Source organism: Streptomyces sp. NRRL B-24085, assembly GCF_001282115.1.
Lineage (GTDB): Bacteria > Actinomycetota > Actinomycetes > Streptomycetales > Streptomycetaceae > Streptomyces.
Map to the genome: position 1 here is coordinate 1 of NZ_LJBR01000185.1, position 23695 is coordinate 23695.

Consider the following 23695-nt stretch of genomic DNA (forward strand, 5'->3'; position numbering starts at 1 on the left):
CTCCCCCGACCGTATCCGCAGGCGTCGTTCCGCGCCCTTTCCTCCGACAGAAGCGAGATCCGATGTCCTCCAGACGCGTCCGCACACACACCGGCACGAGAACCACCGCAGTGCTCTGCGCACTGCTCACCCTCGGCACGGTGGCAGGCACGGCCGCCGCCGCACCCGGCGGGCCGCACGACGGCCGCGGCAACCGTCCGGTGCTGACCCGGGCGGGGCTGGATCCAGAGCTGGTCTCCGGGCGCGGTGCGGACGTGGACTTCGACGAGCAGGAAGCCGAGAACGTCACCACCAGCGGGACCGTCATCGGCCCCGACCGCACCCCGTACACGCTCGCGTCGGAGGCGTCCGGGCGCAAGGCCGTCAAACTGTCCCCCGGACAGTACGTCGAGTTCGTCCTGCCACGCGCCGCGAACGCCGTCAACCTGCGCTACAGCATCCCCGACGCACCTGGGGGCGGCGGCATCACCGCACCCCTGAATGTGAGCGTCGATGGCCGCCATCGCACGATTATGACGCTCACCTCGCAGTACTCCTGGCTCTACAACCAGTACCCCTTCACCAACGACCCCGACGCCGACCTCCTGCACCCCGACTGGTGGATCGCCGAGTGCTCCTGCGTTCCGTCGGCCACCACACCGGCCCCGCAGATCGACAAGCCGTTCCGTCCCACCCACTTCTATGACGAGCAGGGTCTGCTCCTCGGCCGCAACTACCGTGCGGGTGACGTCATCCGGCTGACGGTGCCGACCGGCAGCAGCGCGGCCTGGACCGTCGTGGACCTGCTCGACACCCAGCTCGTGGGCGCGCCGAAGACCGTCCGCGGCGGCGTGGACGTCAGGGCCTTCGGAGCGGACCCCAGCGGACGACGGGACGCGGCACCCGCCATCGAGCGGGCCATCGCGTTCGCCCGCCGTGCCGACCGGCCCGTCTACCTTCCGCCGGGCACCTTCCAGGTCAACCGGCACATCGAGGTCGACGACGTCACCCTCACCGGTGCGGGCAATTGGTATACGACCCTCAAGGGGCGCCAGGTCACCCTGGACACGCCCGCGCCCGACGGGTCCCGGCACACCGGTGTCGGCCTGTACGGCAAGAGCGCGGCGGACGGCGGCAGCCGCAATGTGCACCTGTCCGGCTTCGCGATCGAGGGCGACGTCCGGGAACGGATCGACACCGATCAGGTCAACGCGATCGGCGGAGCCATGAGCGACTCCACCATCAGCGGCCTGTACCTGCACCACACCAAGGTCGGGCTGTGGTTCGACGGCCCCATGCGAGGCCTCCGCGTCAGCGACAACGTGATCGCCGACCAGATCGCCGACGCCCTGAACTTCCACACCGGTGTGACGGGTTCGCGCGTGCACAACAACTTCGTCCGCAACACGGGCGACGACGGTCTGGCGATGTGGTCGCAGACGACGGCCGACACCGGCAACACCTTCTCGCGCAACACGGTGCAGTCCCCGACGCTCGCCAACGGCATCGCGATCTACGGCGGCCGCGACAACACCGTCAGGGGCAACCTCGTCGCCGACCCGGTGCGCGAGGGCAGCGCCCTGCACGCCGGCTCACGCTTCGGCTCCGAGCCGTTCGGCGGGTACCTGCGCTTCCAGGACAACACCACCGTCCGGGCCGGCACCCTCGACCTCAACTGGCGCATCGGTCTGGGCGCCATCTGGTTCTACGCCCTGGACCGCTCCATCGACGCCGACATCCGCGTCACCGGAGACCACTACCTCGACAGCACCCACAACGCGATCATGCTGGTCAGCGAGTACGGGGTGAAGGACCTCCACGACATCCCCGCGGTGCACTTCAAGGACATCCGCGTCGACGGGACCGGCAACTCGGTGGTCAGTGCCCGTACGAAGGGCTCCGCGACCTTCGAGAACGTGGACGCGCGCCATGTCGGCGCGGTGGGCGTGAACAACTGCGGCTCCTTCAACTTCCCGGCGGGCGGATCGGAGTTCTCGCTCACCGACCTCGGGGGCAACGACGGGGGCTGGCTGGCCGACTGGCTGCTGCCGAACACCATCACCTGCGACGACCGACCGCCGGTGGTGCCGCCGCCGGCGCCCGCGCCCTGGTGAGCGGACGACCGTTCGCAAGCGCCGTGGCCGCCGTTGCAGTCAGACCTGCAAGGCGAACGTCTTCGGGACAGCGGAAAATCGGCTCTCGACGCAATTCGCTTGCGCTTCTTGCGCTAGGCTTGCGTTCATGACACGACGACTTGCTCAGGTGGCGAAGAAGGTTGGGGTCAGCGAGGCAACGGTCAGCCGTGTCCTCAACGGGAAGCCCGGTGTCTCCGAGGGAACCCGCCAGTCGGTCCTCACGGCCCTGGACGTCCTCGGCTACGAGAGGCCGACCCAACTGCGCGGTGAGCGCGCGCGGCTGGTCGGCCTCGTCCTTCCCGAGCTCCAGAACCCGATCTTCCCCGCGTTCGCCGAGGTCATCGGGGGTGCCCTGGCCCAGCAGGGACTGACTCCGGTGCTGTGCACGCAGACCCGCGGCGGTGTGTCGGAGGCCGACTACGTCGAGCTGCTGCTCCAGCAGCAGGTCTCCGGCGTCATCTTCGCGGGCGGTCTGTTCGCGCAGGCTGACGCTCCGCACGAGCACTACCACCAGTTGGCGGAGCGGAAGATCCCCGTCGTGCTCGTCAACGCCTCCATCGACGGGCTGGACTTTCCTTGCGTGGCGTGCGACGACGCGGTCGCGGTCGAGCAGGCGTGGCGCCATCTCGCCTCGCTGGGTCACGAGAGGATCGGCCTCGTCCTCGGCCCGCCGGACCACATGCCCTCGCGCCGCAAGCTGGCGGCCGCGCAGGTGGCCGCCGCCGCGGTGGGCACGGTCTGGGACGACGCCCTGGTGCAGCGGTCGATCTTCTCCTTGGAGGGAGGCCAGGCGGCCACCGCGCGGCTGTTGGACGCGGGTGTCACCGGCATCGTCTGCGCCAGCGACCCGCTGGCCCTGGGCGCTATCCGGGCCGCGCGCCGGCGCGGGTTGTCCGTGCCCTCCGAGGTGTCGGTGGTCGGCTTCGACGACTCGGCGTTCATGACGTGCACGGAACCGCCGCTGACCACGGTGCGGCAGCCGATCGAGGCCATGGGGCGGGCGGCGGTCGACCTGCTGTGCACCCAGATCCAGGGAACCGCGGCGCACCCCGGTGAGCTCCTGTTCGAGCCGGAGCTGGTGGTACGCGGTTCGACGGCTCAACCACCCGTCGAGTAAGCCTCGTCATCTGAATCAGCGCAGCCCCGCGGCACCGGTGTCACCGCCTTCCAGGTGGTCTCGACACCGGTGCCGTCGTCGTTTCCACGACCCTGTTTTGTCGTGAACTTGACGGAACCGTTGACAAAGCTGTCACGCTGGAGAAACCTGTCACCTCAGCGTTGCAAGTGAGTCACAGAACTACTCAATAAATCGACTCAATGGCGCCACCCCCTCAACGAAGTCATGCTGGGTCCTCGGCATACGGCCTCCTCACCTCCACCACGGCCTCCCCCGCGCGCGCCTCCGCCCGCCGGCCCGGTCCGAGAAGCGGGGGCGGAACGCCCGTGCCGCGCCCGGGGTGCGGAGAGGCCAACATGAGACGCACACACCTGAGAAGACGGCTGGGGACAGGCCTGCTGGCGGCGGGCCTGACCGTTCTCGGACTGCTCCCCGTCCCAGCCCATGCCGCCCCCGCCGCGGTCAACCTCGCCCTCGGCCGCACGGCCACGGCGGGCGGCTCCCTCGGCGGCTATCCGGCCGCCAACGTGACGGACGGCAGTCAACAGTCCTACTGGGAGGGACCCACCGGCTCGTTCCCGCAGTGGGTGCAGGTCGACCTCGGCGCGGCGGTCTCCCTGGACCATGTCGCGCTGAAGCTGCCCACGAGCTGGGAGACGCGCACCCAGTCCCTGTCCGTCCTGGCCGGCACCGACGGCAACGCGTTCACCACGTTCGTCGCGGGACAGGGCCGGACCTTCAACTCGTCCGCCGCCAACACGGTCAGCATCGACCTGCCGACAACCACGGCCCGCTACGTGCGCATCCAGATTGCCTCCAACACCGGCTGGAACGCTGCCCAGTTGTCCGAACTGGAAGTCTTCGGCGAAGGCGGCCAGGACCCCGAGGAGCCGCCAGTCGAGGCCGGTGACCTCGCCCGGGGCAAGCCGGTCGAGGCCTCCTCGACGACCCAGAACTACATCGCGGCCAACGCCAACGACGGCAACCTCGGCACCTACTGGGAGTCGGCCGGCTTCCCGGCGAACCTCACGGTCAAGCTCGGCTCCGACGCCGACGTCGAAGCCGTACGGGTCAAGCTCAACCCCGACGCGGCCTGGGGACCACGCACCCAGGCCTTCGAGATCCTCGGCAGGGCCTCGGACCAGACCTCCTTCAAGAGCCTCAAGGCACGCACCGACTACGCCTTCAGCCCCTCGGCCGGGGGCAACAGCGTCCTCGTCCCCGTCACCGGTCGCGTCGCCGACGTACGACTCGCCTTCGCCTCCAACACCGGTGCGCCCGGTGCCCAGGTCGCCGAGATCGAGGTACTCGGCACCGCCACCCCGCAGCCGGACCTCGTCGTCACCGACCTCACCTGGTCCCCCACCTCCCCGTCCGAGTCGGACGCGGTGAGCGTCAGGGCAACCGTCCGCAACGCGGGCAACGCCGCCGCACCCGCGAGCACCCTCAACGTCAGCGTCGAGGGAACCGTCGCCGGATCGGCCTCCGTCGGATCGCTCGCCGCGGGACAGTCCACCACGGTCGACGTACCCGTGGGCAAGCGGCCGATGGGCTCCTACACGGTCTCCGCGGTGGTCGACCCCGACGACACCGTCACCGAGTCCGACAACGGCAACAACAGCCGCACCGCGGCCACGAAACTGACCGTCTCGCAGAGCCCCGGACCCGACCTCACCGTCACCGGGATCACCACCAACCCGTCCTCCCCCGCGGTCGGCGCGGACGTCTCCTTCACCGTCGCGGTCCGCAACCGCGGCACCACCGCCGTCGCCGCGGGGAGCGTCACCCAGCTGACCGTCGGCAGCAGCACACTCCGGGGCACCGCACCCGCGATCGCCGCCGGCGCCACGGCCGACGTCACGATCGGCGGCACCTGGAAGGCCACCAGCGGCGGTGCGACCCTGACGGCCACCGCGGACGCCACCAACACGGTCACCGAGACCAACGAGGGCAACAACATCTTCGCCCGCTCCATCGTCGTAGGACGCGGAGCCGCCGTGCCCTACACCGAGTACGAGGCGGAGGCCGGACGCTACCGCGGCAGCCTGCTCGTCGCCGACCGCAAGCGGACCTTCGGCCACACCAACTTCGCCACCGAGTCCTCGGGTCGTGAGTCGGTGCGCCTCGACACCACCGGCGACTACGTGGAGTTCACCTCGACCAACGCCGCCAACTCCGTCGTCGTCCGCAACTCCATCCCCGACGCCGCTGCCGGCGGCGGCCGGGACGCGACCCTCAGCCTGTACGCCGACGGGACGTTCGTACGCAAGCTGAACCTGTCCTCGAAGCACAGCTGGCTATACGGCAGCACCGACGATCCCGAAGGGCTCACCAACCGGCCCGGCGGCGACGCGCGGCGCCTGTTCGACGAGGCGAACGCACTGCTGAGCAGGAGCTACCCCGCAGGCACCACCTTCCGCCTCCAGCGCGACGCCGGAGACGACGCCGCCTACTACGTCGTGGACCTCGTCGACCTGGAACAGGTCGCCCCCGCAGCCTCGAAGCCGGCCGAATGCACGTCCATCACCGCCTACGGCGCCGTGCCCAACGACGGCATCGACGACACCGACGCCATCCAGCGGGCCGTCACCGCCGACCAGAACGGCACGATCGACTGCGTGTGGATCCCCGCCGGACAGTGGCGCCAGGAGCAGAAGATCCTCACCGACGACCCGCTCAACCGGGGCCAGTACAACCAGGTCGGCATCCGTGACGTGACCATCCGCGGCGCCGGCATGTGGCACTCGCAGCTGTACACGCTGACCGCACCGCAGGACGCGGGCGGCATCAACCACCCGCACGAGGGCAACTTCGGCTTCGACATCGACGACAACACCAAGATCTCCGACATCGCGATCTTCGGTTCCGGCACGATCCGCGGCGGCGACGGCAACGCCGAGGGCGGCGTCGGCCTCAACGGCCGCTTCGGCAAGAACACGAAGATCAGCAACGTCTGGATCGAACACGCCAACGTCGGCGTCTGGGTCGGCCGCGACTACTCCAACATCCCCGAGCTCTGGAACCCCGGCGACGGACTGGAGTTCACCGGCATGCGGGTGCGCGACACCTACGCCGACGGCATCAACTTCACCAACGGCACCCGCAACTCGACCGTCTACAACTCGTCCTTCCGCAACACCGGCGACGACGCCCTGGCCGTGTGGGCCAGCAAGTACGTCAAGGACACCTCCGTCGACGTCGGCCACGACAACCACTTCCGCAACAACACCGTCCAACTGCCCTGGCGCGCCAACGGCATCGCGGTGTACGGCGGTTACGGCAACACCATCGAGAACAACGTCGTCTCCGACACGATGAACTACCCCGGCATCATGCTGGCCACCGACCACGACCCGATCCCGTTCTCGGGACAGACCCTCATCGCCAACAACGCGCTGCACCGCACCGGCGGGGCGTTCTGGGGCGAGGCCCAGGAGTTCGGCGCCATCACCCTGTTCGCGCAGGGCCCCGACATCCCGGGCGTGACCATCCGGGACACCGAGATCCACGACTCGACGTACGACGGCCTCCAGTTCAAGACGGGGGGCGGCGCGATGCCGGGCGTGAAGGTGAGCAACGTCCGCATCGACAACTCGGTCAACGGCTGCGGAGTCCTCGCGATGGGCGGGGCCCGGGGCAGCGCGACCCTCACCGGCGTGAACATCACCGGCTCGGCGGAGGGCGACGTCTGCATCGAACCGGGCTCGCAGTTCCAGATCACCCGCAACTGACGACCCACGAACCGGACGGCGGCCCGCTCCTGACGGGCCGCCGCTCCGGCACAGGACCCCCCAACGCACAGCGAACTCCACGGCGTCGACCACCGATGCCCCCCGATCCGCGCCCCGGACCCGAGGCGCGCCGCCGGAATGCGAGGAACGATGAGAACCCCCTCCTGGAGACCACGGTGGCTGAGTGCCGCGCTGGTGACATGCCTGCTGGGTCTGGGCGCTCCCCTGATGTCCGCCCACGCCGCGGGCGGACCCAACATCGCGCTCGGCGACACCGCTTCGGCCAGCAGCGCCAACAGCGGCTACGCCGCCGCCACCATCACCGACGGCAACCAGAGCACCTACTGGGAGAGCGCGGGCTCCAGCCTGCCCCAGTGGGTCCAGACCGACCTCGGCAGCAGCGAGCGTGTCGACGAGGTCGTCCTGAAGCTGCCCGCCACCTGGGAGAGCCGCTCCCAGACGCTCTCCGTCCAGGGCAGCGCCGACGGAACCGGCTTCACCACCCTGAAGTCGTCCGCCGCCTACTCCTTCAGCCCCGCCTCCGCCAACACCGTCACCATCGCCTTCCCGGCCACCCAGACCCGCTACATCCGCATCGCGATCAGCGCCAACACCGGATGGCAGGCAGCCCAACTCTCCGAGCTCGAGGTCCACGCCGCCGGCGACTCCTCCACCAACCTCGCGAGCGGAAAGACCCTCAAGGCCAGCAGCCAGACCGATGTCTACGCCGCGCCCAACGCCAACGACGGCAACCGGGCCAGCTACTGGGAGAGCGCCAACAACGCCTTCCCGCAGTGGCTGGAGGCCGACCTCGCGGCCTCGGTCGCGGTCAACCGGGTCGTCCTGAAGCTGCCCGCCAACTGGGGCGCCCGCAGCCAGACCCTCAAGCTCCAGAGCAGCACCAACGGCACCGCCTACACCGACCTGACGGCCTCCCAGTCCTACGCCTTCAACGCGGCGAACGACAACACCGCCACGATCACCTTCGACTCCACCACCGCCCGGTACGTCCGCGTCCTCGTCACCGCCAACACCGGACAACCCGCGGCGCAGATATCCGAGTTGGAGATCTACGGCCCGGCCGGCGGCGACACCCAGGCGCCCACCGCGCCCGCCAACCTGGCGTACACCGAACCGGCAACCGGCCAGATCCGCCTGACCTGGACGGCGTCCACCGACAACACCGGCGTCACCGGCTACGACATCTACGCCAACAACACCCTGCTCACCAGCGTCGCCGGCAACGTCACCACGTTCACCGACACCCGCCCGTCCAACCAGACCGTCTCCTACCGCGTCCGCGCCAAGGACGCCGCCGGCAACCAGTCCCCCGACAGCAACACCGTCACCCGCATCGGCGACGCCGGCGACACCCAGGCACCCACCGCGCCCGCCAACCTGGCGTACACCGAGCCCGCTACCGGCCAGATCCGCCTGACCTGGACGGCGTCCACCGACAACACCGGCGTCACCGGCTACGACATCTACGCCAACAACACTCTCCGCGACAGCGTCGCCGGCAACGTCACCACCTTCACCGACACCCAGCCCGCGACCAGCACCGTCACCTACTACGTCCGGGCCAAGGACGCCGCCGGCAACCAGTCCGGCAACAGCAACAGCGTCACCCGCAACGGCAGCGGCGGCACCGGCTCCAACCTCGCCGTCGGCAAGCCGATCGAGGCGTCCTCCACGGTAAACAACTTCGTCGCCGCGAACGCCAACGACAACAACACCTCCACCTACTGGGAGGGCGCGGGCGGCAGCTACCCGAACGCCCTCACCGTCAAGCTCGGCGCCAACGCCGACGTCGACCGCCTCGCCGTCAAGCTGAACCCCGACAGCGCGTGGTCGGCCCGCACCCAGACCATCGAGGTCCTCGGCCGGGAGCAGAGCGCCTCCGGCTTCACCAGCCTCGTGGCCGCCAAGAGCTACTCCTTCGACCCGGCGAGCGCCAACACCGTCACGATCCCGCTCACCGCCCGTACGGCCGACGTCCGGCTCCGCTTCACCGCCAACTCCGGCGCCCCGGCGGGGCAGGTCGCCGAGTTGCAGGTGATCGGCGTCCCCGCACCCAACCCTGACCTGGTCGTCACGGGCCTGACCACGTCACCGGCCGCGCCGGTCGAGTCCGACTCCATCACCGTCTCGGCAACCGTCCGCAACGACGGCCCCGCCGCCGCGGCGGCGAGCAAGCTGGCCCTGCGCCTGGGTGACACCAAGGTCGCCACCGCAGACGTCGGCGCACTCGCGGCGGGTGCGCAGACCACCGTCAGCGCGTCCATCGGCCAACGCGAGGCGGGCTCCTACGAGCTCAGCGCCGTCGCGGACGACACGGGCACGGTGATCGAACAGAACGAGACCAACAACACCTACACCCGGCCCACCGCCCTCGTGGTGAAGCCCGTAGCCAGCTCCGACCTGGTCACCACCTCGGTCACGACCACCCCGAGCAGCCCGTCCGCCGGGAACACCGTCTCCTTCAAGGTCACGGTCAAGAACCAGGGCACCGAACCCACCGCGGCAGGCAGCCACGGCGTGACCCTCACCCTGCTCGACAAGCAGGGCAACACCGTCAAGACACTGACCGGCTCCCACGACGGTGTCCTCGCAGCCGGGGACTCCAAGGTCGTCACCCTCGGCACCTGGACAGCGGCCAACGGCACCTACACGGTCCGGACCGTCCTCGCCGCCGACGACAACGAACTGCCGGTCAAGCGGGAGAACAACACCGCCACCCAGTCCCTGTTCGTCGGGCGCGGCGCCAACATGCCGTACGACATGTACGAGGCGGAGGACGGCACGACCGGCGGCGGCGCCACCGTCCTCGGACCCAACCGCACCGTGGGCGACCCCGCCGGTGAAGCCTCCGGACGCAAGGCCGTCCGCCTGGACGCCACCGGTGAGTACGTCGAGTTCACCACCCGCGCCGCCACCAACACCCTGGTGACCCGTATCTCCATCCCGGACGCGCCGGGCGGCGGCGGAATCGACTCCACCCTCGACCTCTACATCGACGGCACCTTCAAGAAGGCCGTCCCGCTCACCTCCAAGTACGCCTGGCTGTACGGCGCCGAGGCGGAACCCGGCAACTCGCCCGCAGCGGGCGCACCGCGGCACATCTACGACGAGGCGCACGTCCTGCTCGGCGAGACCGTGCCCGCCGGCAGCAAGATCCGCCTCCAGAAGGACAGTGCCAACACCAGCACCTACTCCATCGACTTCGTCAACCTGGAACAGGTCGCACCGGTCGGCAACCCCGACCCCGCGTCGTACACCGTGCCCGCCGGCTTCACCCACCAGGACGTGCAGAACGCGCTCGACAAGGTCCGGATGGACACCACCGGCACCCTCGTCGGCGTCTACCTGCCGCCCGGCGACTACCAGACCTCCAGCAAGTTCCAGGTCTACGGCAAGGCCGTCAAGGTCGTCGGGGCCGGCCCCTGGTACACGCAGTTCAAGGCACCCACCACCCAGGACAACACCGACATCGGCTTCCGCGCCGACGCCACCGCCAAGGGCTCGCTCTTCAAGGGCTTCGCCTACTTCGGCAACTACACCTCGCGCATCAACGGCCCCGGCAAGGTCTTCGACTTCGCGAACGTCTCCGACATCACCATCGACGACATCTGGAACGAGCACATGGTGTGCCTCTACTGGGGCGCCAACACCGACCGCATCACCATCAAGAACTCACGCATCCGCGACATGTTCGCCGACGGCATCAACATGACCAACGGATCCACAGACAACCTGGTCACCAACAACGACGCCCGCGCCACCGGTGACGACAGCTTCGCCCTGTTCTCCGCCATCGACGCCGGCGGCGCCGACATGAAGAACAACGTCTACGAGAACCTCACCACGACCCTGACCTGGCGCGCCGCGGGTGTCGCCGTCTACGGCGGCTACAACAACACCTTCCGCAACATCCACATCGCGGACACGCTCGTCTACTCCGGCATCACGATCTCCTCGCTCGACTTCGGCTATCCGATGAACGGCTTCGGAACCGACCCCACGACCTTCGAGAACATCTCGATCGTCAGAGCGGGCGGACACTTCTGGGGCAACCAGACCTTCCCCGGCATCTGGGTCTTCTCCGCCTCGAAGGTCTTCCAGGGCATCCGCGTCAACCACGTGGACATCGTCGATCCCACCTACAGCGGCATCATGTTCCAGACCAACTACAAGAACGGCCAAGCCGAGTACCCGGTGAAGGACACCGTCTTCACCGACATCTCCATCAGCGGAGCCCGCAAGAGCGGCGACGCCTGGGACGCCAAGTCCGGCTTCGGCATCTGGGCCAACGAACTGCCCGAGCCCGACCAGGGCCCAGCGCTGGGCGAGGCCACCATCAACTGCCTGCGCACCAGCAACAACGCTCAGGACATCCGGAACACGACTCCGCTCAAACTCACTGTCAACCCCTGCTGAGTCTCACCGCTCCAACTCCGCGCCCGCTGCACTCCGCAGCGGGCGCGGGTTCGTTCCGGCGACCGTAACTCCGGCTTCCTGCGCCACTCATGACGGTCGTGGAGGAACATCGGGTCGGTCAACGCGGCAGACACCGAGGAGAAAAAGGCCACATAGACCGCCGGTACCGGCAGCGGCGATCCAGGTGCCGGGCCGGCCGACGACGAGTGCCACCGCACCCAGCGGACGGGAGCCGGAGCACCTCGCAGAGCGGGGAATGGGTCGCCAGGGGCGTGAACGCTTCCCCACCGTCGGCTGGGGACCGGTGATCAACGCCGGTCTGCCGCCGCAGCATCCTCGGGACGGGGACTCACCGGTGGCGACCGTGGGCTGGCTGCCGAAGCTCGGCACCGCGTTCTACGACTACCCGGGCGACGACCCGGACGCGGACAGCGCCGACTCCCGCTGACCTGACGCACACCGGCACCCGCAGGGGCGGGGCGCCTTCATGACCCTTCGTGGCATCGGTGCCCCGCCCCCGCCGGCACCCGCACCCCCTTCGTCGCGCTTCATCGCATCCGCCGTGTCGGCGGGCGCCGCCATGTGACGGCCACCGTCCCGCACGGCCGAAAGTGAGGTCATGCTCTGTGGCCACGGTCTCACCTCGGGCTCACAGGACGCGCTCAGGCGGTCCCCGCCTCGAAGTGGCTGACCGGCTGCGTGCTCACGCGTCGGGGAGCGACGGCGAGCGACGGGGAACCCCGCCCGCCGCGGCCCGATAGCTCCCGGGCGTCTGGCCGATGGTGCGGGTGAAGGTGTCGATGAAGGCGCTCGTCGTCGCCCATCCACAGCGTTGTCCGGTCTCGGTGACGGTGGCGCCCTCAGCGAGCTGGATCATGGCGTGGAACACCCGGTTGGTGGTTCTCCATTGCGGGTACGTCATGCCGAATTCGGTCCGGAACAGCCGTGCCAGGGTGCGTTCACCCACCCCGGACTGCCGGGCCAGCCAGGAGACGGTGCGGATCTGTGTCAGATCCTCGGCGGCCAGGCCGCAAGCCCGCACCAGTCTGGGGTCCTGGGGTGTGGGCAGGGTGAGCGGCTGTGATCGCGAGCGCCGCAGTCTGTCGCGCATGACCGCCTCAAGGCGCTCCGACTCCGGTGCCGTCAGGCCCGGATCGCTGCGGGCTACGAGGAGTTCCCTCAGCAAGGGCTCGACGGAGACGACCGCGGGCGATGCGGACGGCAGCGGAGGGTTCTCCGGCGCAAATCCAATGGTGTGCACACGACTGTGGCCGTAGACCCGGTGCTGGTGCCAGGTGTCCGCCGGGATCCACATCGCATGGGCGCTGGAGGCGACCCAGGACGCCTCTCCCGTCCGTACAGCGAGAACGCCGGTGCTGACGTAGATGAGTTGGTGGAACGCATGGCGGTGGCGACCGATGACCTGACCGGCGACGTGCTCGTGCCGTGTGCTCGTCGGCTGCGGGTCCGTCTGGCTGTTCTGCGACATTGAACGGCAGATTATCGGAAGCGCGGCTTCATGGCTGCCTGCGAGCGTGAGGCCATGAGCACTGCACGATCGTCCTCGCCGGGCAGGCGCGGCCGACACGAGGGCGGGTTGTCCCGGCGCCTGGCGCGGAGAATGCGCGCGGCGGCCCTGGACCCGCGCCCCTTGTCCCTGGCGGCCTTTCGGCGCCTCCTGCTCGCGCAAGCAGCCGCCTACGTGGGCACGATGATCACCGCTGTCACCGTGCCGGTACAGGTTTACGCACTGACGCACTCGTCCTTGTACGTCGGTTACACCGGACTCGCCGGACTGCTTCCGATCGTCGTGTTCGGCCTGTACGGCGGCGCCGTCGCCGACCGCGTCGACCGCCGCCGGCTCTATCTGTGCGCGTGCGCCGGCACATGGTTGATCACCCTGGCCCTGCTGGCCCAGGCTCTGGCAGATCTGCGCTCGGTGCCGTTGATCATCGTGCTGGTGTCCGCCCAGGCGGCGGCGTTCGCCATGTCGTCCGCCGCACGCGGCGCGATCATTCCCCGGATCGTTCCGCCCGACCTGATTCCCGCGGCCAACACCCTGTACTTCACCGTCGGAAACCTCGGCCAGGTGGCCGGTCCGCTCTGTGCGGGAATCTTCCTCGCGCTGCCCGGCGGCTTCGCCTGGGCGTACGGCGTCGATGCCGTCCTTTTCACCTTGCTGCTGTACTCGGCATACCGGCTGCCCTCGGTGCAACCGGTCCACACGGGCTCTTCACAGGGCGGCCTCCGCTCCGTGTGGGACGGACTGCGGTTCATCAGCGGCAACCCCGTGCTGTGGATGTCCTTCGCGCTCGACATCGCGGCCATGGTCCTGGCCATGCCGACAGCGCTCTTCCCGCAGGTGGCCGACACCCGCTTCCACGGCGGCGTGGGTCTGCTCTACGCCTCGATCGCCATCGGATCCCTCGCGGCGGGGCTGTTCAGCGGCTGGATCGCGAAGGTACGCCGTCAGGGCGTTGCGCTGGCGGCGGCTGTGGCGGGCTGGGCCGTAGCGATCGGCCTCGCAGGAACCACGTACCGGCTGTGGACGGCTGCTGTCTTGCTGGCCTGTGCCGGGGCCGCCGATCTCGTCAGCGCGGTCTACCGGGAGACCATTTTGCAGACGTGTGCTCCTGATGCCCTGCGGGGACGCCTGCAGGGAGTCTTCACCGTCGTCGTCGCGGGCGGGCCCCGGCTGGGTGACCTGCGCGCGGGAGCCATGGCGACCACCACGGGGCTTGGCATCGCCTGGTCGGGCAGCGCCCTCGTGTGCCTGGTCCTGGTCGTGGCCGCCGCGGCCCTGGTGCGACAGTTCTGGCACTACGACGCGGGCTCGCAACGACAGCGCGCAGCTCCCTCCGTGAACATCCAGCCCGACCTTCGGGTGCCAGGATCCGCTGAGGAATGAACGGGCCGAGGTCGTTGGACCGTCTCGACCGTCGGCGTGCTGCAACTCGCAAGACATTTCACAGCAGTCAGAGTGCGCCTGCTGTTCGCGGGCCAGGGAGATGAGGGGGGCTGCGGCCGCATCGGCGATGGCCGTCCCGGTTTCAGTGTGGTCGCGGCTCGCGGTCGCGTTGACGCGGGCCAAGAGCCGGTGGACCTGTTTGGTGTTCCGTGCGGTCACCGCCTCGTCCAGGCGGGCCAAGGGGCACCCGACGATCGCCGGGTTCACCTCACCGGCGATCGTCGGCCATGTCCCGCCGTGCAACGGGTCGGGAGGCCCTGCTGGGGCTTCGTGACGAAGGGTCAAAGGCTGAAGGGTCAAAGGCTGGCGCGTCCGTGGCTGAAGTAGCCGCGGAAGGCGATGTCTGACTTCGCCACGCCGCGTTCGCCGACCAGATGGCGGCGGATCCCGGTGGCCAGCGAGGACTCCCCGGCCGTGAAGGTGTAGAAGCGTCCCTCGGGAAGGCGAGCCCGTTTCACCGCGTCCAGGGCGAGAGCACCGGGTTTCGCCCCCGCGGCGGTGCGGGGCAGCCAGTGGACGATGCTGCCCGGAGGTGCCTTGACGTCGCTGCGGATGTCCTCGGGGGACGGAACTTCCAGGAAGACCTCGGCAGGTAGGTTCGCCGGGGACTGTTCCAGGATGGCGAGGATCGCCGGAAGAGCGCTTTCGTCGCCGACCAGGAGCTGCCAGGCGGCGCTGGAAGAGGGCGCGTAGCTGTGTCCTTCGTCGAGGAACGCGACCCTGGTGCCGGACTCGACGGTCCGTGCCCATCGGGTGCCCGGAGCCGCCGTGCCGGGGTTGTCGACTGCGTGGAGGGATATCTCGATGTCGAACGCCGACGCCTCGGGCCGAAAGCGCCGGATCGAGTAGGTCCTGACCCGCGGACGCTGCTTGCCGCCCTGAAGCGTGAGCTGGAGAATCCACCGCTCACTGCTGGGCAGGAACACCTCCGCGGCATTGTCGTCGGGGTCGGCGAAGAACAGACGTCCTGCCTGGTCGAAGCCTGACCGCTGCAGGTGCTGGACGTCCGGGCCGCCCAGCGTGACGGTCATGAAGTGCGGACTTGGCTGCTCGCTTCCCTGCACGGTCAACGACAGCATCCGCCGCTTGCGCGGGCGCTGGATCCGGGAGGCCATCGCTACTTGCCCCGAGGGGCGGACTCGAGCTTCATCGTGGTCGTGCGATTCATGCGACCACTGTCGGCGTGCTCCTCCCTGTGAGACCACCGGTAACCTGACGCCTGATGCCGAGAACCCGCCACCCTTCACCGACGCCCGCCGACGCTGGGAATCAGATCCTGCAAGGCGGCGCCTGGCTGCCTCACGGCTTCCAACTGGCCCCTCATAGTCACGTCCAGGGCCAGCTGGTCTACGCCGCCGCCGGCGCCCTGGCCACGGCGACGGAACGCGGCACCTGGGTCGCCCCGGCGGACCGGATCACCTGGACGCCCCCGCGCTTCGCACACTCGCACCGCTTCTACGGCCAGACCGATGTCCGGCTGGTGTCGGTTCCGCTGGACCTGTGCGCCAGGCTCATCGAGCACCCCAGCGTCTTCGCGGTGAGCCCGCTCCTGCGCGAGGCCCTGCTGGCGCTCACCGACCAACCGGAAAGGCGGGCCGGCGCCCACCGGCGTCTTCTCGCCGTGATCGTGGACGAGTTGGTCGACGCGGCCGAGACCTCCCTGCACCTTCCCGAAGCGAGTGACGACCGGCTGCGCGCCGCCACCGACCTGCTGCGTGCCGACCCCGCCCGGCCTTCCACCCTGGCCGAGTTGGGCCGGGCGGTGGGAGCCAGCGAGCGCACGCTCAGCCGCCTGTTCAACACCGAGCTGAGCATGAGCTTCCATCGCTGGCGGACCACCTTGCGCATCCACCACGCTTTGGCGCACCTGACCGACGGGATGACGGTGACGGAGACCGCAGTGGCGTGCGGCTGGTCCAATCCCTCCACCTTCATCGACGCCTTCACCGAGGTCGTCGGCCAGACCCCCGGCCGCTACCAGGCCGGCCTGCGCATCCACGCGCGCTAGCCTCCGCCCGGGCTGTCCGCGCTATTCGCACTGGTGGCTCGCAGGGTGATCGTGCCCCGGGTCAGCGTGGCGGGTTTCCGGCATCAAGCGTCCACTTACCAGTGGTCTGCGGCCTGCTGGGCCTTTCAGAGTGGAGAGCGTCGCGAGCGCCGGCCGTTGCGGCTGGCGACGCGGTGTACGCCCTCGGCGCGTACCGACCACTGTACGGATCATGAAAGGCCCGCACGCATGACTGAGACACGTGACGACACGGCCGTCGTCATCATCGGGGCCGGCGTCGCCGGTATGACCCTCGGCAACTTCCTGCTGCGAAACGGCGTGGACTGCATCGTGCTGGAGAAGCACCCCCGCGCCTACGTCGAGAAGCGCCAGCGCGCCGGAACGATCGACACCTTCGGCGTGCGCCTGTTCCGCGAGTGGGGCCTAAACGAAGTCCTGGCGGGCGACCCGATCCCTCACCACGAGGGCGGCTTCTACATCGACGGCCACGCGATGCCGATCGACGTGGACGAGGACAACAACGAGAGCCTGTACTGCCCGCAGCAGGTCCTGGTGCACAACCTCACCGAGGTCTTCCTGCGCGAAGGAGGTGACCTGCGTTACGAGGCCGCGGACGTCGCTCTGGAGAACCTCACCACGGGCCACCCGTCGGTGCGTTACCAGGACACGAAGGGTGCGGCGCGAGCGATCGAGTGCGACTTCATCGCCGGCTGCGACGGCTTCCACGGCGTCTCCCGCCGCTCCATCCCCGCCTCCGCGCTGACCGAGTACTCCCACGAGTACGGCTACTCCTGGCTTAGCGCCCTGGCCGCCACCGAGACCAAGCCCTCGGGCATGGCGATCCACGAACTGGGCCTGGCCGGGATGATCCCCCGCGGTCCCCAGGCCAGCCGCATCTACCTGCAGTGCACGGTAGACGACACCCCCGAACGGTGGCCGGACGAGCGCATCTGGAGCGAGCTGGAGGCCCGTTTCGGCACGCCGCCTTCGCGCGGCGAAATCCTGTCCAAGCAGATCGTTCCGCTGCGCAGCGTGGTGTTCGACCCGATGAGCCACGGCCGGCTCTACCTCCTCGGCGACGCCGCGCACATCGTGCCGCCCATGAGCGCCAAGGGCATTCACCTCGCTCTGCACGACACCGAGGTCTTCGCCCGCGCGGTGATCCGCCATGTCAAGGAGGGCGACTCCAGCCTCCTCGACAGCTACTCCGAGACCTGCCTGCCGCACATCTGGAACTACCAGGCGTTCGCGACGTGGATCACCGACACCATGCACAACGCCGGATTCACCGGCTACGAGGGCGAGTTCAAGAAGCAGGTTGCGCGCGCCGAACTCCAGCGCCAGTTCGCCTCCGAGTCGGCCAACAAGCTGTTCAGCGAGCTGACCGCTGGCACCAACTAGAAGCGCCGCGGACGCTGCGGCCTTCGTCCGAGCCCGGGCCCCTCGGTGGGGTCCGAGGTCGGGTTGCGTCGCACCGATGGAGACCCTACGGACACTCGACCAAGGCAGTCAGGGCGCGCGTCGGCGTGGCGACATCCGCCGGTCGCTGGGCTCGATGACCGAGGTCCACCATGCGATCGGCAAGGGCGAGGCTGTCATCCGCCTGTCGGGGTTGCTCCGTTCCATCATCAAAAACAGGTCGGTGTATCTGGATGTCGCCGTTCGTGAAGCGAATCAGCCGTAGGTTTGGATCTTCATGTCCCCTGTGGTGACCGTGCGGATGTGATCGCTGGCGAGCAGGCCCACCGGATTGCCGAGGTCGATGGTGCTGACCTCGTCGCGGCGGGCCAGCTGGCACCCAGGTCGCCCTCCAGCTGCGCGATGGTGCGGGCGCTGATGATGGGCGCCGTCACGCCCGGGGCGTTCAGGGTCCAGGCCGGTGCGACCTGGGCCGGTGTGCGCCCCAGCTCCAAGGTCACCTCCTTCACTGCTTCAGCCATCGCAAGGTTGCGGTCAGTGACCCATCCCAGGGAGATGTTGAGGCTCTTGCGGCTGCTGGCGGTTCCGCCGGCAACGCAGCCAGCCGCCGGGCTCCGTTCCTCCCGGCTGCACTTACCGGTGAGCACCCCGCCACCCGACGGGGTGAAGGGGGGCGCTGGAGGGCGCCCAGGACGATGGACACCCCGTGCCTGGTGTTGGCTGCGGCGTGTTGCGGAAGACGCCCATGAACCCTTGTCGCGCTCAGTCGGTGTGGAACGCCTGGTCGACGCTCAGCGTGTCCTCGTAGAGGTGCATGCGGACGATCTCGCCGTCCTCGACCACCAGGTGCATGGCCGACGGGGTGGTGAACTCCTTGCCGGTGGAGGCGACGGTGTGCGTGAAGACCCCCAGCAGCATCACGTCACCGCCGTCGACGATGATCCGCTCCAGCACGACCTTGCTCTTGCCGGGCACGAAGTGCGGCCACATCGTGGTGAAGTACGGCGCGACCTCCTCCCGGCGGGTGCGGCGGCCGGTCCAGGGCAGTTCGTCGTTGCCGGGGACGTGCCAGTCGATGTCTGCCGCGAACAGTTCCTGGATGCCGTCCTGGTCCTGCCTGCCGAGGCGTTCCAGGAACTGCTCGGCAACTGCCCGTGAAGTCTGGGTGTCTGTTGTCATCGTGTTTTCTCCTTGTGTCTCGTACGTGTGGGGGGGTGTGTCTCGCATGCGCCGCACGTCACCTCCAGAGCTGCGTGGCGCCTGCCTCGACAAGCAGTTCCGCACCGGTGGTGAAGGAGTCGTGGTCTCCGCTCAGGTAGAGGGCGCCGGCAGCGACCTCGCCTGGACGACCGGTGCGGCCGAGCGGGGCCGGTGCGGCGGATTCGGCCACCGCGGACTGCCCCCGGCGGGTACGCGGTCCGCAGCTCGTCACCGGCCGGGGTCTCGACGGGGGCCGGAGGGAGGGCGTTGACCCGGATCCCACGGCCGGCCAGTTCGGCAGCCCAGGTGCGGGCGAGGCTGCGGATCGTGGCCCTGGTGGCGGCGTAGACGCCTAGGCCCGGGGCGGTATGCAGGGCCGCGCTGGAGGAGAGCAGAGTCACCGGGGCGCCGGCCGACAAGAGGGGCAGGGCCTGCTCGAGGTGAAGATCGCGCCCTTGCGGTTGGTGGAGGTGGGCTGTTCGCACTCCTCCTCGGCGACCTTGCCGAGCGGACGGTAGTCCCCGGCGCCGGCGTTGGCGACGACGATGCTGCCGGCCTGCGCGACAGCGGTGTTCGGTTCGGCCTTGCGGCGGCCGGTCGGGAGACCGTCGCTCCCCCGGTGGCGAACCTGCGCGCGATGGCCAGAGCGGTGTCGACAGAGGCTCCGGTTACCAGGGCGGTCCTGCCGTCCAGCTGTCCCATGGGGTTCTCCGAAACTTCGAGGTAACCATTTTTGTTACATTAGGGAGCGCGGAAAAGCGCCATCACCCGGCCCAGGAGTGGGCTAGGCGGTTTTGAGTACGTCCCGCAGGACGTCCTCCAGCGTGGTTCTCGCCAACTCCCTGCGGAGGACGCCCTCGATCCCGTCATAAACGGAAGTCAGCGCCGGTCCGATGCCGTGACCCACGACGCACCCGGGGTCAGGCGTCGAGCGGTGCAGAGCGAAAAGCGGCCCGGCAGCGATCGCCTCATGGACGTCGAGCAGGGTGATCGCCTCCAGGTCCCGGGACAGCATCCAGCCCGCCCCCGCGCCTCGCCGCGAGTCAACGAGACCGGCCCTGCGCAGCTCGGCCAGGAGGCGTCGGATCACCACCGGATTGGTGTTGACGCTCGTCGCGATCTGCTCGGAGGTGGCGACCTCATGACCGCGACGCTGATACAGCCCTATCCACGTGAGGGCATGCGCCGCGATGGTCAGCCTGCTGTTGGCACTCACCTCGGACCTCACCTCCCTCGACCCTTCACTCCCGTCGTAACAGTAGCAGTTACAACGAGATGTGGTGAAACTCCGCAGGCCGAACCCGGACCAGGCGCCTTGACGCGCACGCGGATCCCCTCACCAGGCGAAGTTGATCGCCGAGCCGTACTCCTTCACCAACTGCTCGTGCACCACAGCCTCTTGATGAGGACCACTGCCCGCAGCATCGCGTCGATCAACGGGGCGACCTCGTCGGCCACCTTCTTCCGGGACCGGCCGTTCGACGTCCGTCTCGGCGGCACCGACGCCGCCGTGGTGGAGGACGCAGCGAAGGGCACGGAAGTCGCACGGCGCGAACGCTTGGCGCCCACACAGTCGGGCTTCAGCCGGCACGGCCGCCTGCTGGACCTGATGACAGCGGTGACGGCTGCGTTCCGCTGGATGGCAGGCGCAAGTCGAACCCGATCCGCCGCACGAGCAAGGAGGCAGCCCTGGAAGGGTGCCACGCACCGTCAGCTCGGCGGATACGGCTGCCCGGTGAGCTGGCGTGCCAGGTGAACGGCATTGACGGCGAGGGTGTGGGTCGTCTCGCGTACGGACTTCGGGGTTTCTTCCAGCTCTTGGTAGTCGGTGCCCTGCTGAGCCTCGCCGACCCAGTAGGTGACGGCCCCCGGCGCGAGAGAAAACCCGATGTTGTTGAGCGCCTGGAAGACCTCCGCGCTCACATGGTGGGCACCGTCCTCGTTGCCCACGACAGCCACGGCGGCGACCTTGTCGTAGGTGAGCATCCGGCCCTCCTCGTCCGTCTCGGACAGCTCGGCGTCCAACCGCTCCAGAACCCGCTGGCAGATGCTCGAGGGATGCCCCAGCCAGATCGGTGTGGCAATGAGGAGGATGTCGGCCTGCAGCATCTTCTCGCGCAGCGCGGGCCACTGGTCCCCGTTGCCCATGTCCACCTCCACACCGGGCCGGATGTCGAAGTCCGCCACCCGGACCACCTCGCCGTCCACGCCAAGTTTGTTGAACTCGGCAGTCACCTGCTCAGCGAGCAGGTGACTGCTGGAGGGGGTGGGTGAGGCGTTCATCGAGCAGACGAGCGAGAGTGCGCGCATGGCCGGCGATGCTCCTTCGGGTTGGACGGGCGGCCGTGATACGTGACCGCGTCAGGGGGCTTCTGCGAGACGACCAGGTGCAGCTTTCGCCCCGATCGATTGCCGCAGAATGGGAGGAAGACGCCCACGAGAGGAAGGCGACGGTCCGCAACTCAGCGGCCCAGGGCCTTACGCAGCTGCTGCTTGTTTATCGAGGAGCGCCCCTCGATACCCTTCTTCCTGGCCTCTTCGTAGAGCTGCTCCTTCGTGGGCCCCTGCGCACCACTGTGCGAGCGCTCGCCTCCGCGCTGCGAAGCCGACTTCCTGTCGCGCGTGGACGTCTTGCCAGCCGATTTCGCCTCGCCCGACCTGGCCCGCTCCTTGTTGACCGTCCGCGAGGCGATCTCCTTCGCCCGCTCGGTGGAGGCACCACGCTTCTCGGCGCTCACCTTGACGTGCTCGTACTGACGCTCCCGCTTGGCACTGGAGCCTGCCGGCATGACGCCTCTCCTGCCCTTGCGACGACGGCGGGCAACATGCCCGCTCCGCATGCCGACTTTCCCTCACGGTCCACGTCATACCGGCGACGCCCCTGCGCCCGCCGGCCGTTGCGGCGGCACGGGCCCGGTCAAGCGGGGACGGCACTGCGGAGTCGCGGGACGGCACCCGCCATCGGCCTCTCTCCTTGAGGCTGCGGCCTCTCGTTCCCAACCGCCACCGGGGCACGCAAACGAGGGCCCCCAACGAGACTCACGGTGATCAACTCGTCAAACTGTAGGCGTCCCGCACACCTGTGACGAAGACGGCTCTGGCATCTCCGCAGGCCGGGTCGCTCAGGGCCTGGCCCGGATACCGCGATGCCGCGGGCCCTATGGGTGATCCGGAGACCTCACTGAGTTAGTGGGTGGCCCGGCATGCCAAGTGGCCTCCTGTCGCCGCGCTGATGAACGAGCAGGGCTGGCCAGCACTACCCCCAGGACGGGACGTGCAGGGCAGAAGCGGGCACGGGAGCGCGACGCACGGCGCGAGAGTGCCCTCAGCCGCCGTTTACTTGCTGCGCTGGGCGTTCGCTGCCGAGGTCGACTGGCTTGGCGGTGATGTGCGCAAGGGCGTCCTGGAGCCGGCGGACAGCGTCCTCTGCTTCCGTGTAGTCCTCAGGACTCGGGAGGACAGTGCCGAACGTGCCACCATGGTCAGCCGGCAGGGCACGCCAGCGCAGGATCGGTTCGAGCGCGTTGAGGGCACCGGAGAGAAACCAAGCAAGACGGCCATGCGTGCGCGCGAGAGAGATGGCCAGGACGGCGAGGGATTCCCGCAGGCGTTCGAGCCGCTTGATCTGCGGCAGGGCTTCCTGGACGTCCGGCAGGCCGACGACGTCACGCAGGCCGGCCTCGGCTTCCAGAGCGAGTGCGCGATCGCTCGGCGCCAGCTTCCACACCTGGTCGTGAATCTGCTGTTCAGCTTCCTCGACCAGCACCGCAACGATCCTGCGCATATCCATGCAGATCATCGTAATGAACGGCGTCCCCCCGCCCGACACCGCCTCGTGATTGCCGATCTTGCCAACGATCATCTAGGGCTCTCAGACAATGAGCGGCATACTCCAGGCCCCCGAGACTGCCCGGCATGCATGCCCGCACCGCCCGCGCCCACCGGCCCGCAGTGCGAACCCGGGCATGGCGTCGGCATGCCGCACCCTGGGTGAGCAGCTCGGACACCACGTGCGCGCAAGGCAACCGGCCGGCATCCGTCCGGGCTGGCAACCGCCTGGGCAGGCAACCGCCCGCGTGACCTCCCCGCGTCGTGAGCTGCACGCTGCGGCTGGCGTCATGAAGCCGCGTGGCCCTCCTCGGCTGGATTCACGATCGCGGCCCTGCGCTCTCCGCCCACCGCTGACGCTCGGCATGTGCACCACTGAGGGGAGTCGTCACGGAGCTGATGACTGTGGTGTCGTCACGTGCGGGCAGGGGCAGATGGGCGGTGATCTGTTTACCCACCGCGAGGAATTCCACGACGACCTGGTCGCTGACCGTGTGCACCAGGCGAAGTCCGCGGCCGCCGACGCCATGGTGGTCATCGTGCTTCACTTCTGGTGCGTCAGGAGAGGTGTCCCATACGGAGACAGTCAGGGCGTCGGGTGACAGATGCAGGGCGAGTCCGCACGGGCCGGGAGCGTGCTGGATCGCGTTCGTGACGAGTTCGCTGACCACGAGCTCAGCGTCCACAGCAAGCAGGGTCGGCAAGGAGGTGCGGCCGGACTGCGGGGCGCGGGCAAGGAAGGCGCGCAGGGTGCGGCGCGCGTCAGCGGCGTAGGCCGCGCCGTACGCCCAGGCCACGCTGGAGCGCAGCGTGGTGTCCTTGCCCGTGCCCTGCTCATCTGCCGCCTGCTTCTTAAGCGGGATGATCATGTAG

At 68.9% G+C, this 23695-nt stretch carries 20 protein-coding genes and 1 pseudogene; 9 read left to right on the forward strand and 12 right to left on the reverse strand.

Annotated elements, in window-relative coordinates; all coding sequences use genetic code 11:
• The first annotated feature begins 62 nt into the window (after nt 1-62).
• From AOJ26_RS20925 to AOJ26_RS43895, 5 genes are all read left to right on the forward strand, one after another.
• Nucleotides 63-2093 carry a glycosyl hydrolase family 28-related protein gene (locus AOJ26_RS20925; protein ID WP_053849859.1) on the forward strand — a complete coding sequence of 677 codons (2031 nt, stop codon included), beginning with the start codon at nt 63-65 and terminating at the stop codon, nt 2091-2093.
• Nucleotides 2094-2220: 127 nt separating this feature from the next.
• Nucleotides 2221-3231: a LacI family DNA-binding transcriptional regulator gene (locus tag AOJ26_RS20930; protein ID WP_053849860.1), complete on the forward strand. Its 1011-nt coding sequence runs from the start codon at nt 2221-2223 to the stop codon at nt 3229-3231.
• Nucleotides 3232-3587: 356 nt separating this feature from the next.
• Entirely contained in the window at nt 3588-6962 is a 3375-nt protein-coding gene (locus tag AOJ26_RS20935) for a CARDB domain-containing protein (protein WP_053849861.1), read from the forward strand.
• A gap of 150 nt (nt 6963-7112) precedes the next feature.
• Nucleotides 7113-11399 (forward strand): discoidin domain-containing protein, encoded by a 4287-nt coding sequence (locus tag AOJ26_RS20940; protein WP_078959980.1) that lies wholly within the window; start codon nt 7113-7115, stop codon nt 11397-11399.
• 256 nt (nt 11400-11655) lie between these two features.
• Nucleotides 11656-11847, forward strand: a complete 192-nt coding sequence (locus AOJ26_RS43895; RefSeq protein WP_053849863.1) for a hypothetical protein — start codon at nt 11656-11658, stop codon at nt 11845-11847.
• Between the two features lie 255 nt (nt 11848-12102).
• On the opposite strand, the gene AOJ26_RS20950 is transcribed toward AOJ26_RS43895, so the two are convergent.
• Nucleotides 12103-12888, reverse strand: coding sequence for an AraC family transcriptional regulator (locus AOJ26_RS20950; protein ID WP_053849864.1), 786 nt, complete (start codon nt 12886-12888; stop codon nt 12103-12105).
• A gap of 132 nt (nt 12889-13020) precedes the next feature.
• Here AOJ26_RS20950 and AOJ26_RS20955 point away from each other — a divergent pair, with 132 nt between their 5' ends.
• Nucleotides 13021-14307 carry an MFS transporter gene (locus AOJ26_RS20955; RefSeq protein WP_053849865.1) on the forward strand — a complete coding sequence of 429 codons (1287 nt, stop codon included), beginning with the start codon at nt 13021-13023 and terminating at the stop codon, nt 14305-14307.
• A 356-nt stretch (nt 14308-14663) separates the two neighbouring features.
• On the opposite strand, the gene AOJ26_RS20960 is transcribed toward AOJ26_RS20955, so the two are convergent.
• A complete protein-coding gene (locus AOJ26_RS20960) occupies nt 14664-15482 on the reverse strand; it encodes a siderophore-interacting protein (protein ID WP_053849866.1) in 819 nt (272 codons plus the stop codon).
• Nucleotides 15483-15589: 107 nt separating this feature from the next.
• On the opposite strand from AOJ26_RS20960, the gene AOJ26_RS20965 reads away from it, so the two are divergent.
• The 3 genes from AOJ26_RS20965 (at nt 15590) to AOJ26_RS20975 (ending at nt 18059) form a co-directional block, all read left to right on the forward strand.
• Nucleotides 15590-16375 (forward strand): helix-turn-helix domain-containing protein, encoded by a 786-nt coding sequence (locus AOJ26_RS20965; RefSeq protein WP_053849867.1) that lies wholly within the window; start codon nt 15590-15592, stop codon nt 16373-16375.
• Between the two features lie 228 nt (nt 16376-16603).
• Complete coding sequence (locus tag AOJ26_RS20970) at nt 16604-17776, forward strand: 4-hydroxybenzoate 3-monooxygenase (RefSeq protein ID WP_053849868.1); 1173 nt, start codon at nt 16604-16606, stop codon at nt 17774-17776.
• Nucleotides 17777-17852: 76 nt separating this feature from the next.
• Entirely contained in the window at nt 17853-18059 is a 207-nt protein-coding gene (locus AOJ26_RS20975; protein ID WP_053849869.1) for a hypothetical protein, read from the forward strand.
• A gap of 10 nt (nt 18060-18069) precedes the next feature.
• On the opposite strand, the gene AOJ26_RS42025 is transcribed toward AOJ26_RS20975, so the two are convergent.
• From AOJ26_RS42025 to AOJ26_RS21010, 10 genes and pseudogenes are all read right to left on the reverse strand, one after another.
• Nucleotides 18070-18441 carry an aldo/keto reductase gene (locus AOJ26_RS42025; RefSeq protein ID WP_234358629.1) on the reverse strand — a complete coding sequence of 124 codons (372 nt, stop codon included), beginning with the start codon at nt 18439-18441 and terminating at the stop codon, nt 18070-18072.
• Between the two features lie 115 nt (nt 18442-18556).
• Nucleotides 18557-18973 (reverse strand): nuclear transport factor 2 family protein, encoded by a 417-nt coding sequence (locus AOJ26_RS20980; protein ID WP_053849870.1) that lies wholly within the window; start codon nt 18971-18973, stop codon nt 18557-18559.
• 58 nt (nt 18974-19031) lie between these two features.
• Nucleotides 19032-19184 carry an SDR family oxidoreductase gene (locus AOJ26_RS44945; protein WP_256979477.1) on the reverse strand — a complete coding sequence of 51 codons (153 nt, stop codon included), beginning with the start codon at nt 19182-19184 and terminating at the stop codon, nt 19032-19034.
• 85 nt (nt 19185-19269) lie between these two features.
• A pseudogene (locus AOJ26_RS45085) lies at nt 19270-19479 on the reverse strand (SDR family oxidoreductase); the annotation flags it as partial.
• A 299-nt stretch (nt 19480-19778) separates the two neighbouring features.
• Entirely contained in the window at nt 19779-20210 is a 432-nt protein-coding gene (locus tag AOJ26_RS20990; protein WP_053849877.1) for an Rrf2 family transcriptional regulator, read from the reverse strand.
• 155 nt (nt 20211-20365) lie between these two features.
• Nucleotides 20366-20494 (reverse strand): hypothetical protein, encoded by a 129-nt coding sequence (locus tag AOJ26_RS42925; protein ID WP_373413166.1) that lies wholly within the window; start codon nt 20492-20494, stop codon nt 20366-20368.
• Nucleotides 20495-20704: 210 nt separating this feature from the next.
• Nucleotides 20705-21304: a flavodoxin family protein gene (locus AOJ26_RS20995; RefSeq protein WP_053849871.1), complete on the reverse strand. Its 600-nt coding sequence runs from the start codon at nt 21302-21304 to the stop codon at nt 20705-20707.
• Nucleotides 21305-21456: 152 nt separating this feature from the next.
• A complete protein-coding gene (locus AOJ26_RS21000; RefSeq protein WP_053849872.1) occupies nt 21457-21783 on the reverse strand; it encodes a hypothetical protein in 327 nt (108 codons plus the stop codon).
• A gap of 536 nt (nt 21784-22319) precedes the next feature.
• Entirely contained in the window at nt 22320-22856 is a 537-nt protein-coding gene (locus AOJ26_RS21005; protein WP_234358630.1) for a hypothetical protein, read from the reverse strand.
• A 286-nt stretch (nt 22857-23142) separates the two neighbouring features.
• The gene (locus tag AOJ26_RS21010) at nt 23143-23691 is read right to left on the reverse strand and encodes an ATP-binding protein (RefSeq protein ID WP_063790298.1); all 549 of its coding nucleotides are present in this window, start codon (nt 23689-23691) and stop codon (nt 23143-23145) included.
• Nucleotides 23692-23695 lie beyond the last annotated feature (4 nt).

What these genes read in the sequence shown, in the direction of transcription:
- AOJ26_RS20925 (WP_053849859.1), top strand. Translation starts at nt 63, where the DNA reads ATGTCCTCCAGACGCGTCCGCACACACACCGGCACGAGAACCACCGCA.
- AOJ26_RS20995 (WP_053849871.1), bottom strand. Translation starts at nt 21,304, where the DNA reads ATGCGCGCACTCTCGCTCGTCTGCTCGATGAACGCCTCACCCACCCCC.
- AOJ26_RS20935 (WP_053849861.1), top strand. Translation starts at nt 3,588, where the DNA reads ATGAGACGCACACACCTGAGAAGACGGCTGGGGACAGGCCTGCTGGCG.
- AOJ26_RS20970 (WP_053849868.1), top strand. Translation starts at nt 16,604, where the DNA reads ATGACTGAGACACGTGACGACACGGCCGTCGTCATCATCGGGGCCGGC.
- AOJ26_RS20975 (WP_053849869.1), top strand. Translation starts at nt 17,853, where the DNA reads ATGGAGACCCTACGGACACTCGACCAAGGCAGTCAGGGCGCGCGTCGG.
- AOJ26_RS43895 (WP_053849863.1), top strand. Translation starts at nt 11,656, where the DNA reads ATGGGTCGCCAGGGGCGTGAACGCTTCCCCACCGTCGGCTGGGGACCG.
- AOJ26_RS20930 (WP_053849860.1), top strand. Translation starts at nt 2,221, where the DNA reads ATGACACGACGACTTGCTCAGGTGGCGAAGAAGGTTGGGGTCAGCGAG.
- AOJ26_RS21010 (WP_063790298.1), bottom strand. Translation starts at nt 23,691, where the DNA reads ATGATCATCCCGCTTAAGAAGCAGGCGGCAGATGAGCAGGGCACGGGC.
- AOJ26_RS20980 (WP_053849870.1), bottom strand. Translation starts at nt 18,973, where the DNA reads ATGACAACAGACACCCAGACTTCACGGGCAGTTGCCGAGCAGTTCCTG.
- AOJ26_RS20965 (WP_053849867.1), top strand. Translation starts at nt 15,590, where the DNA reads ATGCCGAGAACCCGCCACCCTTCACCGACGCCCGCCGACGCTGGGAAT.
- AOJ26_RS20940 (WP_078959980.1), top strand. Translation starts at nt 7,113, where the DNA reads ATGAGAACCCCCTCCTGGAGACCACGGTGGCTGAGTGCCGCGCTGGTG.
- AOJ26_RS20955 (WP_053849865.1), top strand. Translation starts at nt 13,021, where the DNA reads ATGCGCGCGGCGGCCCTGGACCCGCGCCCCTTGTCCCTGGCGGCCTTT.
- AOJ26_RS20950 (WP_053849864.1), bottom strand. Translation starts at nt 12,888, where the DNA reads ATGTCGCAGAACAGCCAGACGGACCCGCAGCCGACGAGCACACGGCAC.
- AOJ26_RS21000 (WP_053849872.1), bottom strand. Translation starts at nt 21,783, where the DNA reads ATGCCGGCAGGCTCCAGTGCCAAGCGGGAGCGTCAGTACGAGCACGTC.
- AOJ26_RS20960 (WP_053849866.1), bottom strand. Translation starts at nt 15,482, where the DNA reads ATGGCCTCCCGGATCCAGCGCCCGCGCAAGCGGCGGATGCTGTCGTTG.
- AOJ26_RS21005 (WP_234358630.1), bottom strand. Translation starts at nt 22,856, where the DNA reads ATGATCGTTGGCAAGATCGGCAATCACGAGGCGGTGTCGGGCGGGGGG.